Annotated in this window: 14 protein-coding genes; 9 read left to right on the forward strand and 5 right to left on the reverse strand. The window is 34.1% G+C overall.

All coding sequences use genetic code 11. The features are described 5' to 3' along the window. Positions 1 to 15: 15 nt before the first annotated feature. The gene (locus SMGD1_RS11810) at positions 16 to 606 is read right to left on the reverse strand and encodes a class II aldolase and adducin N-terminal domain-containing protein (RefSeq protein ID WP_008339379.1); all 591 of its coding nucleotides are present in this window, start codon (positions 604 to 606) and stop codon (positions 16 to 18) included. Positions 607 to 779: 173 nt separating this feature from the next. Here SMGD1_RS11810 and SMGD1_RS11815 point away from each other — a divergent pair, with 173 nt between their 5' ends. Both SMGD1_RS11815 and SMGD1_RS11820 read left to right on the forward strand, forming a co-directional pair. Further along, positions 780 to 2,642 (forward strand): sensor domain-containing diguanylate cyclase, encoded by a 1,863-nt coding sequence (locus SMGD1_RS11815; protein ID WP_008339468.1) that lies wholly within the window; start codon positions 780 to 782, stop codon positions 2,640 to 2,642. An 8-nt stretch (positions 2,643 to 2,650) separates the two neighbouring features. After that, positions 2,651 to 3,190 carry a macro domain-containing protein gene (locus SMGD1_RS11820; RefSeq protein ID WP_008339247.1) on the forward strand — a complete coding sequence of 180 codons (540 nt, stop codon included), beginning with the start codon at positions 2,651 to 2,653 and terminating at the stop codon, positions 3,188 to 3,190. Here SMGD1_RS11820 and SMGD1_RS11825 read toward each other — a convergent pair. Further along, positions 3,187 to 4,626: a sodium:solute symporter family protein gene (locus tag SMGD1_RS11825; protein ID WP_008339353.1), complete on the reverse strand. Its 1,440-nt coding sequence runs from the start codon at positions 4,624 to 4,626 to the stop codon at positions 3,187 to 3,189. The genes SMGD1_RS11820 and SMGD1_RS11825 overlap by 4 nt on opposite strands. A 180-nt stretch (positions 4,627 to 4,806) precedes the next feature. After that, on the reverse strand, positions 4,807 to 5,928 hold the full coding sequence (gene dnaJ / locus SMGD1_RS11830; protein ID WP_008339400.1) for a molecular chaperone DnaJ: 1,122 nt from the start codon (positions 5,926 to 5,928) through the stop codon (positions 4,807 to 4,809). Positions 5,929 to 6,002: 74 nt separating this feature from the next. On the opposite strand from dnaJ, the gene mltA reads away from it, so the two are divergent. The 7 genes from mltA to SMGD1_RS11865 are packed head-to-tail and all read left to right on the forward strand — an operon-like array spanning position 6,003 to position 15,451. After that, the gene (gene mltA, locus SMGD1_RS11835) at positions 6,003 to 7,097 is read left to right on the forward strand and encodes a murein transglycosylase A (protein ID WP_241761483.1); all 1,095 of its coding nucleotides are present in this window, start codon (positions 6,003 to 6,005) and stop codon (positions 7,095 to 7,097) included. Continuing rightward, a complete protein-coding gene (gene recR / locus SMGD1_RS11840; RefSeq protein ID WP_008339290.1) occupies positions 7,094 to 7,663 on the forward strand; it encodes a recombination mediator RecR in 570 nt (189 codons plus the stop codon). The genes mltA and recR overlap by 4 nt, the downstream gene beginning before the upstream one ends. 3 nt (positions 7,664 to 7,666) lie before the next feature. Beyond that, positions 7,667 to 8,572, forward strand: coding sequence for a phospholipase A (locus tag SMGD1_RS11845; RefSeq protein WP_008339585.1), 906 nt, complete (start codon positions 7,667 to 7,669; stop codon positions 8,570 to 8,572). A gap of 42 nt (positions 8,573 to 8,614) precedes the next feature. Further along, positions 8,615 to 9,538: a substrate-binding domain-containing protein gene (locus SMGD1_RS11850; RefSeq protein WP_008339393.1), complete on the forward strand. Its 924-nt coding sequence runs from the start codon at positions 8,615 to 8,617 to the stop codon at positions 9,536 to 9,538. After that, positions 9,516 to 10,475, forward strand: a complete 960-nt coding sequence (locus SMGD1_RS11855) for an ABC transporter substrate-binding protein (protein WP_008339449.1) — start codon at positions 9,516 to 9,518, stop codon at positions 10,473 to 10,475. Before SMGD1_RS11850 ends, SMGD1_RS11855 begins: the two co-directional genes overlap by 23 nt. 6 nt (positions 10,476 to 10,481) lie before the next feature. Then, positions 10,482 to 12,971, forward strand: a complete 2,490-nt coding sequence (locus SMGD1_RS11860; protein WP_008339390.1) for an EAL domain-containing protein — start codon at positions 10,482 to 10,484, stop codon at positions 12,969 to 12,971. A 56-nt stretch (positions 12,972 to 13,027) separates the two neighbouring features. Continuing rightward, a complete protein-coding gene (locus SMGD1_RS11865) occupies positions 13,028 to 15,451 on the forward strand; it encodes a hydrogenase small subunit (protein ID WP_008339407.1) in 2,424 nt (807 codons plus the stop codon). Here the strand turns inward: SMGD1_RS11865 and SMGD1_RS11870 are convergent. After that, positions 15,448 to 15,807, reverse strand: coding sequence for an MmcQ/YjbR family DNA-binding protein (locus SMGD1_RS11870; protein ID WP_008339216.1), 360 nt, complete (start codon positions 15,805 to 15,807; stop codon positions 15,448 to 15,450). The genes SMGD1_RS11865 and SMGD1_RS11870 overlap by 4 nt on opposite strands. 10 nt (positions 15,808 to 15,817) lie before the next feature. Beyond that, the gene (locus SMGD1_RS11875) at positions 15,818 to 17,368 is read right to left on the reverse strand and encodes a SulP family inorganic anion transporter (RefSeq protein ID WP_008339583.1); all 1,551 of its coding nucleotides are present in this window, start codon (positions 17,366 to 17,368) and stop codon (positions 15,818 to 15,820) included. Between the last annotated feature and the right edge of the window lie 19 nt (positions 17,369 to 17,387).

Genomic DNA, 17,387 nt, shown 5'->3' on the forward strand with positions numbered 1-17,387 from the left:
ATATTTCCTTTATTTCTAATCAAAATTGTAATCTTTTTGAGAGCCGTCAAGCATTAATAACCTACAGCTTTTTTCTAAGATGGCAAGTTTTTTTGCCATTTCATGCAGGTCTCTGTTAAAAGCATAAACGCCGTAACCGCGTATAACCATGATATTTGTTTTTTTTGTTTGAAAATAGTAAGCTATCTCACTTTGTGCTCTGTCATACCAATCTTCAAACTGCTTAGGATCAACTATCTCAATCGAACCAAGCTCTTTAAAACCAAAGTAGTCTTTTGGTGTAATAATATTGTGCTCAAGCGAGTAAGCTGTTGTAAATGGAGGCATACTAAAAGATACAAATTTGGCATCTGATATTTGAGAGTAGATGCTAAAGTGTATGTTTGAGTCTATACTAGCTTGACTCCATCTATAATCTTTTTTAAAATATAGTTCAATGAGAGAATTCTCATCTATAGCATCAAAAACTGCTTCTTTTGTATTTATAAGAAAGCGATTTGATTCTGTTTTTGCAGATAAAGAACCGTGATAAATTCCAAAAAAATCTTTTCTGAACATAGATAATGATAGAGTTGACAATTTATTTTTTAGGTGTTGTCTATTCATTAATCGCATCTACCTTTATAATTTTGGGTAGTTTAGCATAAATTTTCTTTTAATTTCTTGGCATATTTAAGTTCTATTTCTTTTATCACATGGTATGCTTGTTATTAAATATTATATTTTTAAATGTGAATTGTCCACATTTGAAACACTATAAAACTGCTGAAGGGTTCTTAATGTTTAGGCTTAATCTCTATTTTCCTCTTATGATTGTTACTGTCCTGATGGCAATACTTACTATTGTGGCTATTATATATATTCAGGAAAATTCTATTCATAAAAGTAAAGAGAGTATCTCAAGAGATTTTAACGATAACCTAAATGAAAAAGTAAAGCTAGAAGCTACTATTTTAGGTGAATATATAGACTTTATCCAAAATAAAGATGATATCTCAAAACTTTTTTTAGAACAAAATAAAGAAGAGCTAAACAACTCTATCAAAAAGATATATACAAGATTAAACAAAAATGTAGATCTCACACATATGTACTTTATTAAAGCAGATGGAACTGTTCTTCTTAGAGCTCATGAGTATGATAGAGATAAAGATATTATTGATAGAACTACCTTTAAAAAATCACAAGAGAATCAATCTCTTTTTTACGGACTTGAATTTGGTCCAAAGAAAAACTATACTCTTCGAGTTGTTAAACCATGGTTTGTTGAGGGTAAGCTTATAGGTTATATAGAACTAGGAAAAGAGATAGATAAAATCATAAATGAGATATCTACATCTCTAAAAACACTTATATATATAGCTGTAAAAAAAGAGTTATATGCAAATGCTTTAGAATTTGTTAGAAATATACTATTAACAAAGGTTCAGACTAGAGATTATTACATTGTGTACAATACGTTCACAATTCCAAAAGAGATGGAGTATATACTGAATGAGACTATAATAAATGATGATATATCTCTTGAAAATAGTTCATATTTTGTTTCAAAGAGTATACTCTCTGATGTTTCAGGAAAAGAGCTTGGATACTTTGTTTTTTTAACAGATGTCTCGCTAGAGCATAGTGTTATGTACGGATCTATAAAAATACTTGGTACGATTCTTTTTATACTGACTAGTGGTATGCTTATCGGTGGATATTTTTTAATTAGAGACAGAGAAAGAAGTATTCATGCTTTAACTTCAAAACTGGAAAAGCAAAAAACTGGTCTAGCGCTTTTTAACGTAAAACTTCAAAAACTTTTTGATCTTCAAAAAAATATTGTTATAACTTCTAACGGTAAAACTATTAATATGGCTAACAATGCAATGGTTACTTTTTTCGGATTTAAAAATATTAATGATTACTTGAATCATCATAAGTGTATTTGTGAAAAGTTTATAGAAGATGATAATTTTTTCCATTTAGGTAAAGTAGATGAAGGTGAGAATTGGATAGATACGATAAAGAGTCTGCCGGATGAAAAATGTATTGTTTGTATGCTTGATTATAATAAGAAAATCCATTCATTCAGTGTTAAAGTAAGTGAAGTTGAAGATGAAAATTATATTATTTCTTTTACAGATATAAGTAATACAATGATTGAACATACTAACTTAAAAAGAAAATCTACTCATGATAAATTAACCGGTGCACTAAACAGAGAATTTTTTGATAATAATATTAAGTCCATTATTAAAGATATGTATCCAGAGAAGATGGGTATAGTGCTTTGTGATATAGATCATTTTAAAGATGTAAATGATACTTATGGACATAACCGTGGTGATAATGTTTTAAAAGAGTTTACTACTATTATCAAAGATTCTATCCGTGATAGCGATTATCTAATCAGATGGGGAGGAGAAGAGTTTATAGTGCTTATGAAAGTAAACACTATAGACTCACTTCAAAGGGCTACAGAGCATATGCGTAAGCATATTGAGAGTTATAAATTTGAAGAAGTAGGTACGATTACATCAAGTTTTGGTATAACTCTACACATAGAAAATGAAAAGATTTTAGATACTCTTGAGAGAGTAGATAAAGCTCTTTACAAAGCGAAAAACAATGGAAGAAATCAGTTTCAGATTTTATAGATTATAAGATGAATTTTAAGATAAAATTTGGAAATCTTGTTGAAGCGGAAGCTACTTTTATTGTAAATGCTTCAAACACAGAACTAACTTTGGGTAGTGGTGTTTCTTATGCTTTTAGTCAGCACTGCGGTGGAGATATTTACCAGAAAGAACTATATAAAATAAAAAAGAGTGTAGGAATTATAAAGCAGGGTGATGTGATAGTCTCTAGTCCAGGTTCTGCAACAAATTTCAAATATGCTCTTCATGTCGCAGTAATGAACTACAGTGAAGCATCCCAAACACCATCCCCGACATATCAACAGATGCAGAGTGCTTTAAACTCTATGCTTGGTATTATTGAAGAGATTGTTCAAAGTGAAAAAATAGAAAAACCAAGAATAGCTATGCCTCTGCTTGGATGCGGAGTCGGAGGACTGAGTAAGGAGAAAATATTTTTGATAATTAAAAGTATATTTAAAAAATCAGAATTGGATTTAGAAGTCTTGATATATTTTCATAATAAAAAAGATTATTATGAGTTTGCATCCAAAGAGATTCAGAACTAAGATTTTTTTCTATGATGAAAATAAACAACTAAGAAGTTCAAGAGAAGTCCAACTACACCTGCATGAAAGCCAAATGGTTTAGACGGTAGTGATGTTAGCAAAAAGATCAGAGTGATTCCCACACCTGTCAGCAGTCCGTAGAGGATGCTTTTATGGCTTAGTTTTTTAAAGTGGATACCGAGCATGATAGCAGGTGCGATATGTACTAATATTTCAAGCTTCATCTGAATAAGCCACCAAATAGTAGATGGCAGATTTACAGCAAGTACTACCATCAAAGCCATAATAATCCATGAAAAAACTTTACCAACATAAGTTAGTTTCTTCTGGCTTGCTTGTGGATTCTGTTTGTGGTAGATATCCTGTGTAAAAAGCGAGGCTATAGCTAACATAGCACTGTCTACGGTTGACATGATGGCTGCTATGGCAGCTGCTACAAAGATAGTGATGACTATACTCATTCCCTCTATGTGTGTAAGTTTATTTAGCATTAGAAGGATTATCTGCTCACTTCCTGCCTTGTCTAGTTCTGGAAAGTGAGCTGAACCGATGATTGCTATGATGATAAGAGGTAGGGTTGTTAGTAGGGGCATGATTATCATCAGACTAAGTGAGCGACGAAGAGTTGACTCGTTTTTAGCTGAGTATATTCTCTGTATAGCTTGTGGATAAACAGAGATTCCAAAGAATATTAGTATAAGAACACTTATCCATGTTATCTGATTTGCAGTAGTTACATCTGCAAAGAGATCAGGCTGGTTTTGTAAAAATAGTGCAGTGTTTGCATCTATAGAACCGTAGTTAATCATAATTACACTAAAGATGATTATAACTCCGACAAAAAGCAGTACACCTTGAATAGCATCTGTCCAAGCTACACTTCTCATTCCACCAAGAGTCTCATAGATAACCATGATAATAGCCATAAAGATTATGCCTTCAGTAAATCCGATACCTCCACCGGTTACGTACTCTATGATGTAACCTATGGCTTTTAGATTTGTTAGCATGTAGTTTGAGAGTGCAAAGATAGAGATTCCGACTATAAGATAAGTAAGAGTTTGAGAGTTGTATCGAAAGTTAATATAATCACCGACAGTGATAAATCCGTGTTTTTTACTGATAGGGAATAGTTTTGGAGCATAGATGAGGTAACCTGCGACTATAGCTATCATAAACGTAACGCCTACAAGAAAAAACCAACCATTTCTATATGCGCTGCCTGCGAAACCGATGAGTGAATTTCCACTGTACTGAGTCGCATACATAGTCAAAAACAAAACTCCTACACCGAAGCCTTTCCCGCCAAGATAAAAGTCTTTAAGAGACTCTTCTTTAGATGCAAACTTGCCTGCAAAACCTATGAGTATAAGTGAAGCTAGATAAGCAACTAAGAACCAGATTCCATCTTCTGAGAGTAGAGCCGTATTAGTCATTTTTATCTCTAAGCTTATTCCACCTTTTTTCTATAACAAAGATAAGCACTATAGCATATATCACAGTCGCACTTAGTGAAGCATAGACCCACAAAGGAAGACCGTAATAAATATCAGAGTTTAAAAAAGGGATAGTTAAAAATAAAAGTAAGAAGGAAAATTTAAACATGAGAGAGCGGTTTATGAAAACCAGCTCTTCATTTTGTCGATAGCAGAGTCTAAAACACCTTCATGTGGTTTTGACTCGATGCCAAAAGAGTCCTGGAGTTTAGTAAGAAGCTCTTTTTGTGCATCAGTTAGTTTTTTAGGGTAAGTGATGTTTACTTGAGCAATTAAGTTTCCTTTGCCATGTCCGTGAACATCTTCTATACCTTCACCTCTAAATGTAAAGTGTTGTTTGTCTTTTGTACCAACATCAAGTTTAAGTTCTAACTCACCTGTGAGTGATGGGATAGTTAGTGTCTCACCAGCAACTGCCTGCGTAAAGAATACAGGAATTGCAATATAAACATCGTTTCCTTCTCTTTGGAAATGTTTATCTGGTTTAACTGAGAATGTAACATAAAGATCACCGCGTGAACCTTTTTTACCGATATTACCTTTGCCTGAAACTCTCAGACGATTTCCTTCATCGATACCCTTAGGAACTTTGATAGTTACTTTTTCTCTTGTCTCTTCATAACCATTCCCATGACAACTAGCACAAGCATCTGATGGTGCACTACCTGCACCATGACATACTGGACAAGTTTGAGAGAAAGTCATAAAGCCTTGTTTCATATAAACTTGACCTTGACCTTTACACTGAGCACATGTAGAGAGTTTACCATTTTTAGCTCCAGTGCCCTTACAAGGTTTACAAGCTTTTTTATAAGTAAACTCTATCTCTTTTTCACATCCAAAGATTGCTTCGTTAAAAGAAAGATACATTTCTACATTCATGTCTAATGGATATTTTTCCATGTCTGCAGGGTTTTGACGACGGCTTCCACCACCTCCAAAGCCGCTAAACATCTCTTCAAACATTGAACCTAAATCATCAAAACCACCAGATGAACGTCCTCTGCCACCGCCGCCTTGAAGACCTTCTTTGCCGTAACGGTCATAGATGCTTCTTTGTTTGTCATCACTTAGGCACTGGTATGCTTCATTACACAGTTTAAAGTTGTGTTCAGCATCTGCATCTCCTTGGTTTTTATCAGGATGATATTTTTTTGCCATAGCTCTATAGGCTTGTTTAATAGTTGTTTTATCAGCACTTTTCGATACTTCTAATATTTCATAATAGCTTAGATCTTGCATAATAGATTAATACCCTACAAATGAATTTTTCGCAATTATATCGTTTTAAATTTAATATCAGTATAATTCTTATTATGACGAAAAAAATAATATTGATTATTACCATTTCAATGCTCTTTTTTGGGTGTTCTAAAGAGCCTGAAATATTGAATCCAGAGATGCCGAGAACATACTTAACTCAAGCTAGTTTTGATGAACTTCCAAGTTGGGAAGAAGAGAATTATGAAGAAGCAATCAGCTCATTTGTAAACAGTTGTCAAAGTATTAGAACTAAAAAAATATACTCTGAGTTATGTCTAAAAGCAGAGGAGCCTCAAGACGCTAAAGCATTTTTAGAAAATGAGTTTAATGTTTACAAAATAGCCTCTTCAGATGCTACAGATGAAGGACTTTTAACAGGTTACTATGAACCAAGTCTCAGAGGTTCTTTAGTGAAAAAAGAACCTTTTATCTATCCAATATATAATGAACCAAATGATTTAATAAGTGTTGATTTAAGCAGCATCTATCCAGATTTAAAGGACTATAGGCTTCGAGGTCGGATAGAGGGTAAAAAGCTTGTTCCATACCTTACCAGAGCTCAGATGAAAGAAGGAATAATAGATGCTGAGGTTATCTGTTATACAGACTCTAAAGTTGATCTTTTCTTTTTAGAAGTTCAGGGCTCAGGACGAGTGAACTTAGAAAATGGAGCGAGTATTTTTATTGGTTTTTCAAATCAAAATGGACATAAATACAGCTCTATCGGAAAGTATTTGATAAATATTGGTGAAATACCACAAGAAGATATATCGCTTCAAAGTATTCGGGCATGGTTTAAACTGCATCCTCATAGAGTAGATGAAGTCTTGCATCATAATGAGTCTGTAGTCTATTTTAAAGAGAAAAAACACGCAGCATCTGGCTCTCTAGGAGTTATTCTTACTCCTGAACGTTCAGTAGCAGTAGACAGAAACTTCATTCCTTTAGGAAGTATGTTGTTTTTAGATGCTAAAATAAACAAAAAAAATGTAAGTAGGGTTGTAATGGCAGAAGATACTGGCGGTGCTATTAAGGGTGCCATAAGAGCTGATATGTTTTTTGGTTCTTCTGAAGAAGCACAAATAAATGCCGGCGAATTAAAATCACCTCTTAAATTATGGATATTTTTACCAAAAGGCAAAGAGTGAGAGGATCGTTAGATAAGTTCAACCGTTTAGTAGATGCTTTGCAAGAACTGCCGACAATTGGTAAAAAATCAGCAACAAGACTAGCTTACCATATGGTTATGAAAGACAGCTATGTAGGTATGAAAATCTCTCATACTATTGAAGATGCACTTGGGTCTTTAAAAAAGTGTACAGTATGTGGGGGCATGAGTGAAGATGAACTCTGTTTTATCTGCTCAGATGAGAGACGAGATTCTACCGTACTATGCATCATAGAAAATGCTAAAGATATACTTTTACTAGAAGAAAATGGTCTCTTTGATGGTAGATACTTTGTTTTAGATTCACTAGAAGAACTTAGCATCTCTCATCTTGTTAAAATAGTTGAGAGTGGAGTTAATGAAGTACTTTTTGCTTTGACTCCATCTATTTCAAACGACGCTGTGATTTTATACATCGAAGATAAGCTTAGCGGACACAAACTAAGTTTTTCTAAAATCGCTCAAGGTGTACCTACTGGTGTTAGTTTAGAAAATATTGACATTCTATCTCTTACAAGAGCTTTAGAAGACAGAGTAAAGGTTTAGTTTTTGAAATACTTTTTAATATTATTATTTTTATATACAGCTCTTTTTTCCTCTTCAATAGATATGAGAAAAGGTAAAGAACTTGATAAGTATGAAGTAAATGAGATAGAAGATGCAGAGGCCAAAAAAGGTATGCAAAAGTGGTTAAACAGAGACTTTGGACTCAAACCACACAAGGTAAATTATATACTCCCTTATGCTTATAGAGAAGGGGTGTATAAGTCTTATGTACCAACAGATGAGTACAGAAATATAGAAGCAGAACTGCAAGTCAGTCTGAAACTTTATCTTGGAACAGGTCTGTTTGGACTAAATGAGAGTTACTACCTTGCCTATTCGCATCAAGCATTTTGGCAGATTTATTCAGAATCATCTCCATTTAGAGAGACAAATTACAATCCTGAAGGTTTTGTAGAGTTTCCTGTTTTAAGCAAAGACTCGATTTTCAATATGAAGTCTATTAAGATTGGTCTAGCTCATACCTCAAACGGTCAAGGTAATAATACAAATGTAGTCTATGCTAATCCTGCTAATAATCCTGGAAACCGTTCAAGAAGTTTGAACTATATGTACTCAGAATTTGCATTTCAGCATAATACTCTTCTTACAGAAGTTAGACTTATGTCTCCCTTTCCTGGAACTGCAAATGACTTAGACAATCCAGACATTATGGACTACCTTGGATACATGTCTGTAAAGTTTAACTATTTTACAGGCAGGCAAATGTTCACCCTAATGGGAAGAGGTAACTTCACTACTGGATATGGAGCAGTTGAAACTACATACTCTTACCCTCTCATAGATGATGCATACTTTTTCATGAAGATATTTAGTGGTTATGGTGAGAGCCTTATTGACTACAACAACTATATAACAAAGTTTTCTGTAGGATTTAGTTTTTCAAGATGAGTTTTTTTTCGTTATAATGTAAATATTGTTATAAGGTTGAAAATGAAAAAAATATTTATATTTATTGTATCTATTTTACTAGCCTCAATTTTGAATGCTGGTGAACTTGATAAAAGTAAGACTTATACTATAGCTTTCGCACAAGATACTCTCAATAATGACTACAGGCTAAAACAAGTTAAAGAAGTAGAAAAAGCGCTACTTAAATACCCAAATATTCGTTTCATATACAGCGATGCAAAAGCAAGTGCTTCTATGCAGGTTAAACAGATAGAAGACTTTATTTCCCAAGGTGTTGATCTCTTAATGACCAGCCCTTATGATGAGGATTCTACAAGACAAGTCATCTCAAAAGCATATAAATCAAATATACCAGTTGTTTTGGTGAGTAGAAGGGTAAAGGGGAATGACTTTACATCTTATATCCATCCAGAAAATAGGCAAATAGCAAAAGATGCAGCAAAATATCTTGTTAAGAAGATGAACTACAAAGGAACAGTTTTACTTTTAAAAGGCGTAGCAAAAACTAATGTTGAAAGAATGAGAACAGAAGGTTTTTTTGAAGTAGTAAATAAATATCCAAATATTAAAGTGATAGAAAGAACTGCAAACTATCTTCGTCGTGATGCAATTATAGAAGTAGATAAACTGCTAAGTGCAGGACAAAAGTTTGATGCGGTTATGTCACAGAGTGACAGCATGTTAGTCGGTGTCAGAATGGTTTTTAAAAAATATGGCATTAAACCTTCTTCGCTTGTAACTGTCGGTATAGATTATATAAAGCCTGCTCAAGATGCCATTCGTGATGGAGAGCAAAATAGTAGTTTTGTCTACTCTCTTTGTGCTAAAGAGAGCGCTGATATTGCCATTAAGATATTATCAGGAGAGAGTGTGGCAAAAGAGATAAAACTAGATACAAATCAGATAACAAGGAAGAATGTAGATGAAATTGAACCAATTTTTTAAGTACTTTTTTTCACTATTAAGTGCACTGATAGTTCTTGGTGGATGCAGTCCAAAAGATGAATCTAAACCTCTTCGTATAGGAATGAATACATGGCCAGGATATGAGCCTTTGGTCCTTGCAAAGGATTTGGGCTATTTGAGTGAAAAAACTCTTATCTCACGTCTTGACTCAGCTACTGATGTTGTAAAATCTTTTAAGAGTGATATTATTGATATTGCCTGTTTGACACTTGATGAAGCCATCATCCTTCAAGATAATAGTGAAGATGAGATAAAGATAATTGCTATTATAGACTTCTCAACGGGTGGTGATGCAGTTATTGCCAAAAAGGATATAGCATCTATGAAAGATCTTAGAGGAAGAAAGATAGGAGTAGAGTCAAGTGCACTTGGTGCATTTATGATTTCTCGTGCTATTGACTTGACTCCTGAGCTAGATAGAGATGATTTAACTATTGTAAACATTGGTTATGAGCACCATGAAAGTGAGTTTTTAAATGGAAACATAGATGCTGTTGTTACGTTTGAGCCTGTAAAGACGAAACTTCTTCAAAGCAATGCTCATATCATTTTTGATTCTACGCAAATCCCAGGCGAAATAGTTGATGTTATGATAGTAAAAACAAAGATTATAAAAGAGAAGAATTTGGAGATAGTTAAGCTTTTAGAAGCTTGGTACAAATCAGTTGAGTTTTTATCCAAAAAGGAAGAAAAAAGTTTAAAGATGATGGCGGAATATGAAGGTATAAGTTATGAAGATTTTAAAATAGCTTATGATGGAATCAAAATACCATCACTAGAAGAGAATAAAGAGTTTTTTAATTCCAAATTAGAAGATACTATTAAAAAAATCGACGCTATACTTTTAGAAAAATATCTTATACGAGGTAGTGTCGATCCAAAAAAAATATACACTACTCAGTATTTAAAAAGGTAGTTGTGTTTGAATACTAAAGTCTCATTAAAATTTAAACTGATTTTCTACACACTGTTTTTTACTGTAGTGTCAGTACTTTTAGTCGGTTATATAAGCAACAAATATTTAGAAGAGCATTTTTATGATGATTCGAAAAATGAATTTAAAGAGTCTTTTTTAGATCTCTCAATTGAACTTAAAAATACAGAAAAAGACATACTTGAGAGTATCGCTTTAACGTCTCAAAACAAAGAGATAATAGCTTCTATGAACCTTATTAAAAATTATGAGGATATAGATAGTTATGACGCATCTCTTTTTGATGAAGAGAAAAAAAGAATAGTAGATGTTCTAATCCTTGAAGGAAAACACTCCTTAAGTGATCATATATCCATATATGACTCAAATAACCGTCTTGTCGCTTTTATTAATCATATGAACAATAATCACTTAGCTACATTTACTTCATATGTAGATTCGAAGTCTGTATATTATTCAAAAAATGAAAATGAAGAAACATACACTCTAAGTAACTTGTCAACAAATATCAAAACCAGACTAAAAGATTCAGCTCGTATAGCAGCCTTCGATATTCAAAGTGGTGGTGTTGTTTATGAGAGAGATGGAGATATCTTAAGACTAAAAGCAAAACATGCAATTCTTAGAAAAATATCTGCAACGAAGAGAGAGTTTCTTGGCTACGTTGAGATTAGTAAACAGTTTTCTCAAAAAGATATGAATAAACTAATGTCTTCACGTATGATCATCAGTTACGACTTTAAAAACAAAACAAATGAAGCTAAGTTTACACATAATGCACCTCTTCTGTTTTCAAAATTTAAAGCAGATGAACTTCACCTACATAATGAAAAAAACATTTTCTTTACAAGAGTACAAGTTCCTCTGGAAAATGGTTCACTTTTTTTTAGAATCGAGACGAATAAAGAGGAGTTTGATAAGACACTAAGAAATAACAGACAAAGCCTAGTCGCAATTTTATTTTTTATAATCATTGTAACTTTTATAACAAGTCTTGTAATAATAAATAATATGTTATCAATACCATTGAAAAAAATACTAAATGGTATTGAAATTATCTCAAAAGGTAACTATGAAAATAGAATAGATATCACTTCTAAAGATGAACTTGGAGCGATATCTTCTCAATTTAATAATATGGCTGATGAAATTGCAAAACGTGAGACGCAGCTGGATGAATTGGCACATGTTGATCCACTGACAAAAATACCAAACAGGGTAATGTTTATTGAAACATTGGAAAAATCCATAAGTCGTGCAAAAAGATTAAATACAAAACTTGCAGTTTTCTTTTTAGACCTTGATGATTTTAAAAACGTAAATGATACACTTGGTCATTATGTAGGAGATAAGCTTCTAATAGAAATAGCTAAAAATCTCTCAATCGTGATGAGAGAGAGTGACACTATATCTAGGATAGGTGGTGATGAGTTTAACATCTTAATAGAAGATTTAGAATCTCTCTCTCACATAGGTGAAATAGCAGAAAAATTTATAAAACAGATGACTATCCCATTATATATAGAAAACAACGCGATAACAATCTCTGGTAGCATTGGTATATCAATATATCCTGATGATGGTGAAGATACTACGACGCTTCTTAAAAATGCTGACCTTGCAATGTATAAGGCAAAAGATAATGGAAGAAACCAATACAGTTTTTTCTCAAAAGAGCTGGAAGTATCTTTGAGTAAGCGTATAAATATGCTAAAAGAATTAAAAGAAGCAGTTAATAGAGATGAGTTTAGACTCTATTATCAACCAAAGTTCTCACTTATAGATGGATCTATAAAAAGTGCAGAAGCACTTATTAGATGGGATTCTAAAGAGTTTGGATTTGTCTCACCTGATGATTTTATACCTCTAAGTGAAGATAGTGGCGAGATTGTTAAGATTGGAGCATGGGTTATAAAACAAGCTTGTGAGGATTTTGCCTCATGGAGTGAGCTTGGATTGGGTATAACACAAGTTAGTGTAAATGTATCAAATGTTCAGTTTACTCGTGATGATATAGTAAAAGTACTATCAGACAATATCATAAAAAGTGGAATATCTCCAGAGTCTATAGAAGTCGAGATTACAGAGAGTTATATGCAAGAAGATAGTGAACGAGCTCTTCAAATACTTCATGATGTTCGAAAAATTGGCGTGGACTTGGCTGTTGATGATTTTGGAACAGGTTATTCATCTATGAGTTATCTCAAAAGATTACCTATAAACCGTTTAAAAATAGACCGCTCATTTATTGGAGATATTCCTCATGATGTTGATGATGTTGAAATTACTAGAATAATTGTAGCTCTTGCTAAAACAATGGGTTTGGCAATAACTGCTGAGGGTATTGAGACACTTGAACAGATGCACTTCTTACAAGAGATGGGTGTTGATGAAGGTCAGGGCTATATCTGTTCTAAACCACTGCCTTACGAGCAGTTTGTTGAACTTTTAAAAAAGAAAAATAGCTGTATAGAGTAGTGAGTTTTATGGTAAATATGATTTAAAAGTTATATAATATATTAAAGGTTGCGCATATGAGAGTAGTAATCGTAGGTGGCGGAATCGCCGCGGTATATTTAGCAAACAATCTTAAAAAACAAGATTCGTCCTCGGATGTAGTCATTGTAAGTGATGAGAAACATCCACCTTATGACAGGATACATCTTTGTCGTCTTATCGATGAAACAGAAGATGAGAGAGGGATATCTCTACCTCTAGACCCCACAGTAAAACTAGAATTAAACCAGACCATAAAGAAAATAGATAGAGATGCTAAAAGAGTATTCTCAGATGATGCTATGTTTAGTTATGACAAGCTCATACTTGCTACAGGTTCTATTCCGATAACTCTTTTTGATATAAGTGAAGTAAAAAATGCTGCTGTATTTAGAAGTGCAGATGATTGTGACATTATTAGAACTGGCACACAAGGTAGAGAAGTAGTTATAGTTGGAAGTGGACCTATAGGTTTAGAGCTTTTAGAGACTCTAAATGATATGCCAAATATCACGAATATTACTCTACTTATCAGAGGTAAGCATCTATATTCTAAAGACCTTTCAATAGACTCCATAAAAACAATAGAAGAGTGTTATACAAAAGATGGAAAGATAAAGATATCTTACGAAGATGAGATAGTAGATAAGATAATAGAAAATGGTGAGATAGTCTCACTTCAAACAAAAAAACTAAACATCAAAAATCCTTTTCTTATCTTTGGTACTGGTATCAAACCAAATATAGCCTCATTTAAAGATTCACTTAAAAGCAATAAGGGAATACTGACTAACCTTTATATGCAGACAGAGGATGAGAGCATCTATGCAGTCGGAGAGTGTGCTGAAGTAGAGAAGTTTAACTTTGTAGCAGGGCATGTTAAAGAGTGTACGATGCAGGCTGATTGTGCAATTTCGCATATAGTCGGTCGTGAAGTAAAAGAGTTTGAACTTGGAGTTAGCATTGATATGTTAAAAGTCGGTGAGTTTGATCTCATAGAAGTTAACTCTCCAAAGTTTAGTAGTGATTATGAAAAGATTCTTATCACTTCCAAAGAAGATAAGAGAATAGATGAATACTTTTTAAAAGATGACAAACTAACCAGGTTTATAGGGATAAACTCAAATGTAGATGTCGGTTATATTGAGACTCTTGTAAATAGTGGAGAAGAGGTAGACATAAACTATCTCTATCAAAACAGGCTAATTGGTGAGAGAGGACGACTTATTTGTAGCTGTGAACATGTTTATCATCAAGATTTAGTAGACATAGTAACTCAGACAGGTATAGGCTCATTCTCAGAACTCTCAGACTTCTCAGAAGCAGGTAGAGTCTGTGGAAGATGTAAGATGATGGTTCAAGATGTTATAAAAGATTCTCAGCATCTCATAGATCCAAATATGCCAAGAAAAACAGCCCAAGATTTAAAACGTGAACGTGAGATAGCAGAGGTTCAAAAACGTATAGATAAGTTTAATGCCCTAAACCCTAGAAATAATCTTACAACAGATAATCTAGATGCGGCTATGAACTCCTTAGATATAGCAAAGTCAGAAGTAAACAGCTGGGTGTCCATGGTTACGGCAAATATGCAACTTCATCCAAACTTTGAGCAAGTTATAGAGGGTGCTGTTTGTGCTCTGAACAAAGTTCCTATTATTTGGCTTGAGCTTGCTGATTGTAGCGGAAACTCCGAAGCGTTTATAAAGTCAACCAATCCGGCTATTGAAGATATTATTTTTGACTATGTTTCACTTGATTATCATGAGCTTCTTATGAGTGCGAGTGGAGATCAGAGTGAGACTATTTTAGAAGATATCATTACAAATCAAAAGGGTGAATATATTCTTATAGTCGAAGGTGCTGTGCCACTTGCAATTGATGGAAAGTATCTTCGCATCGGACCAAAGGGTGAGACAGGAATAGACCTTCTTAAAAAGTGTGCAAAAGATGCAGCTCTTGTTATCTCAGTTGGCTCTTGTGCATTTGATGGTGGAGTAGTAGCCGCTTATCCAAATCCAACAGGAGCTGTAGGTGTTGCCCAAGCACTTCATCGTGATGACATCATAAACCTCTCAGGATGTCCGACCAATCCTACAAATATAGTGGGAACACTTCTTTCATACTTGATGTTTGAAGAACTACCTCCGCTAGATAAGTTTAACCGTCCTCTTTGGGCTTACTCTGGACGCGTACATGATGACTGTGAAAGACGTGGTAACTATGAACTAGGCGAGTTTGTAAAAGAGTGGGGTGATGAGGGTGCTAAAAAAGGCTGGTGTCTTTTTGAGATGGGATGTAAAGGCCCATACACAAATGTAAACTGTCCGACCATGAAGTTCAACGGTGGAACAAGCTGGCCTGTTCAAGCCGGACACGGATGTATGGGTTGTGTAGAGATGGGCTTTTTTGATAAGTTTGCTAATGAGAGAAAGTATGAAGAGGAAAAAGATGACTCTTAGCTCTTTAAGAGTAGCTCTGCTTTCTCTTTTTTTGTAAGTTTTGAAACTACTAAATCATAAGACTCATCTATCATCGTAGTCAGTATGTTTTCTGGCATTGTGCCGTCTAGCGTTATCGTATTCCAATGCTTTTTATTCATGTAGTAACCGGCAGTTACACACTCATAAATATCGCGATAGCCAAGAGCATCTTGAGGAAGTGATTTTAGTGTTATCTTGAGTGGTTTTTCTTGCCAAGCAACAAGGGCAAACATTTTGTTCATAACTTTAAAGACCATAGCTTCTTCGCCAAATGGAAACTCTTTTACTGAGCCATTTTTTAGAGTAAGTAATTTTTCTAGCTCTACCAAAGTCATTTTCTTATCCTTATATATTTTTAACAGCCGAGTTCATATCATCATAAAACTTTACGTTGTCAAAGATGCGTGTTTTGTTTAGTTTTAGTAGTTGAGTCTTGTCTTTTTCTTGTGCAAGTATTATAACTTCTATATTGTCAATTTGTAGTTTTGAGATGAGATCTTTTAGAGTGAATATGGCAGTGATATCCATAAACGGCACATCTAAAATATCTATGATAACAATTTTAGTGTCAAGAATTGAGTTTGTTTCTCGCTCAAAGGCAGTACTTGAGCCAAAGAAAAAAGCACCATTTATCTTGATGACTCTGACTTTTTTTTCCATTAGATTGAACTGGATATCTGCATCTTCATGTTGGGAGTCAACCAGAGTTATTTTAGCCTCTTTAGTTATTCTGTAAACAATAAGTAGGGATGCCAGAACTATACCGACTCCAACAGCCGTGATGAGGTCAATGAAAACAGTTATTAAAAATACAACAAGCATAACACTTAAATCATTTTTAGGAGAATCTTTCCAGATAGATAAAAATTTATAGTCTAATATATCAACACCGACTTTTATTAGTATACCGGCAAGAATAGCTAGCGGTATCTTAGATGCTAATGGAGCCAAGAAAAGAACAGTGAGTAGAAGAATGAGAGAGTGAGTTATACCAGATATCTTATGAGTCCCACCACTTTTTATATTTATGACGGTTCTCATAGTGGCTCCAGCTCCAGGAAGAGAGCCTGTGAGTGCACAAATAGAGTTTCCTATGCCTTGACCAATTAGCTCTCTGTCTGGCTTGTGTTTGGTACCTGTAATGGAGTCTGCGACTATAGAAGTAAGAAGTGTGTCTATCATTCCTAAAACCGCAAGAGTAAAAGCTAAAGATATAACAGTTGTGTAGTGTTCTAAACTTAAAGTCGGCATCACAAACGAAGGTAGCGTTGCAGGAATCTCACCTATTGTAGCAATGCTCAAGTTTAGGTAGATGCTAATGGGTGTCAGAATACTCAGCGCGATAAGAGGAGCAGGAATAATATTTGATATTTTACTTGGTGAGAAAAACATGATAATAATCGTTGCAGTAGCAATAATAGCTGCACTTAGATTTGCATCTGTGATGTTTGATGGAAGAGTTATGAGTATGTGAACTATGGAAGCATCACTAGTAAGCCCTAAGAAAGGATTTATCTGTAAGATGATGATAATTACACCTATGCCGCTCATAAATCCTGAAATGACAGGATATGGAATATACTGTACAAATTTTCCTATTTTTGAAATACCAAAAATGATTTGAAAAATACCTGCAAGTAAAATTGTTGTGACTATTAAACCAATATCACTATTTAGACTTATGACTGCCGCAGCAACAACTACCGTCATAGGTCCTGTTGGTCCAGATATTTGAGATGGAGTACCACCAAAAAGTGAAGCAAAAAACCCTAGAATAATAGCACCAAAAATACCAGCAGCAGCACCCATACCACTGGCCACTCCAAATGCCAATCCTAAAGGCAGAGCGATTACAGCGGCTGTAATACCACCAAAGAGATTTTGCTTTAGATTCACTTTTTTTGTCCATATAATT

It is taken from the genome of Sulfurimonas gotlandica GD1 (assembly GCF_000242915.1).
GTDB lineage: Bacteria > Campylobacterota > Campylobacteria > Campylobacterales > Sulfurimonadaceae > Sulfurimonas > Sulfurimonas gotlandica.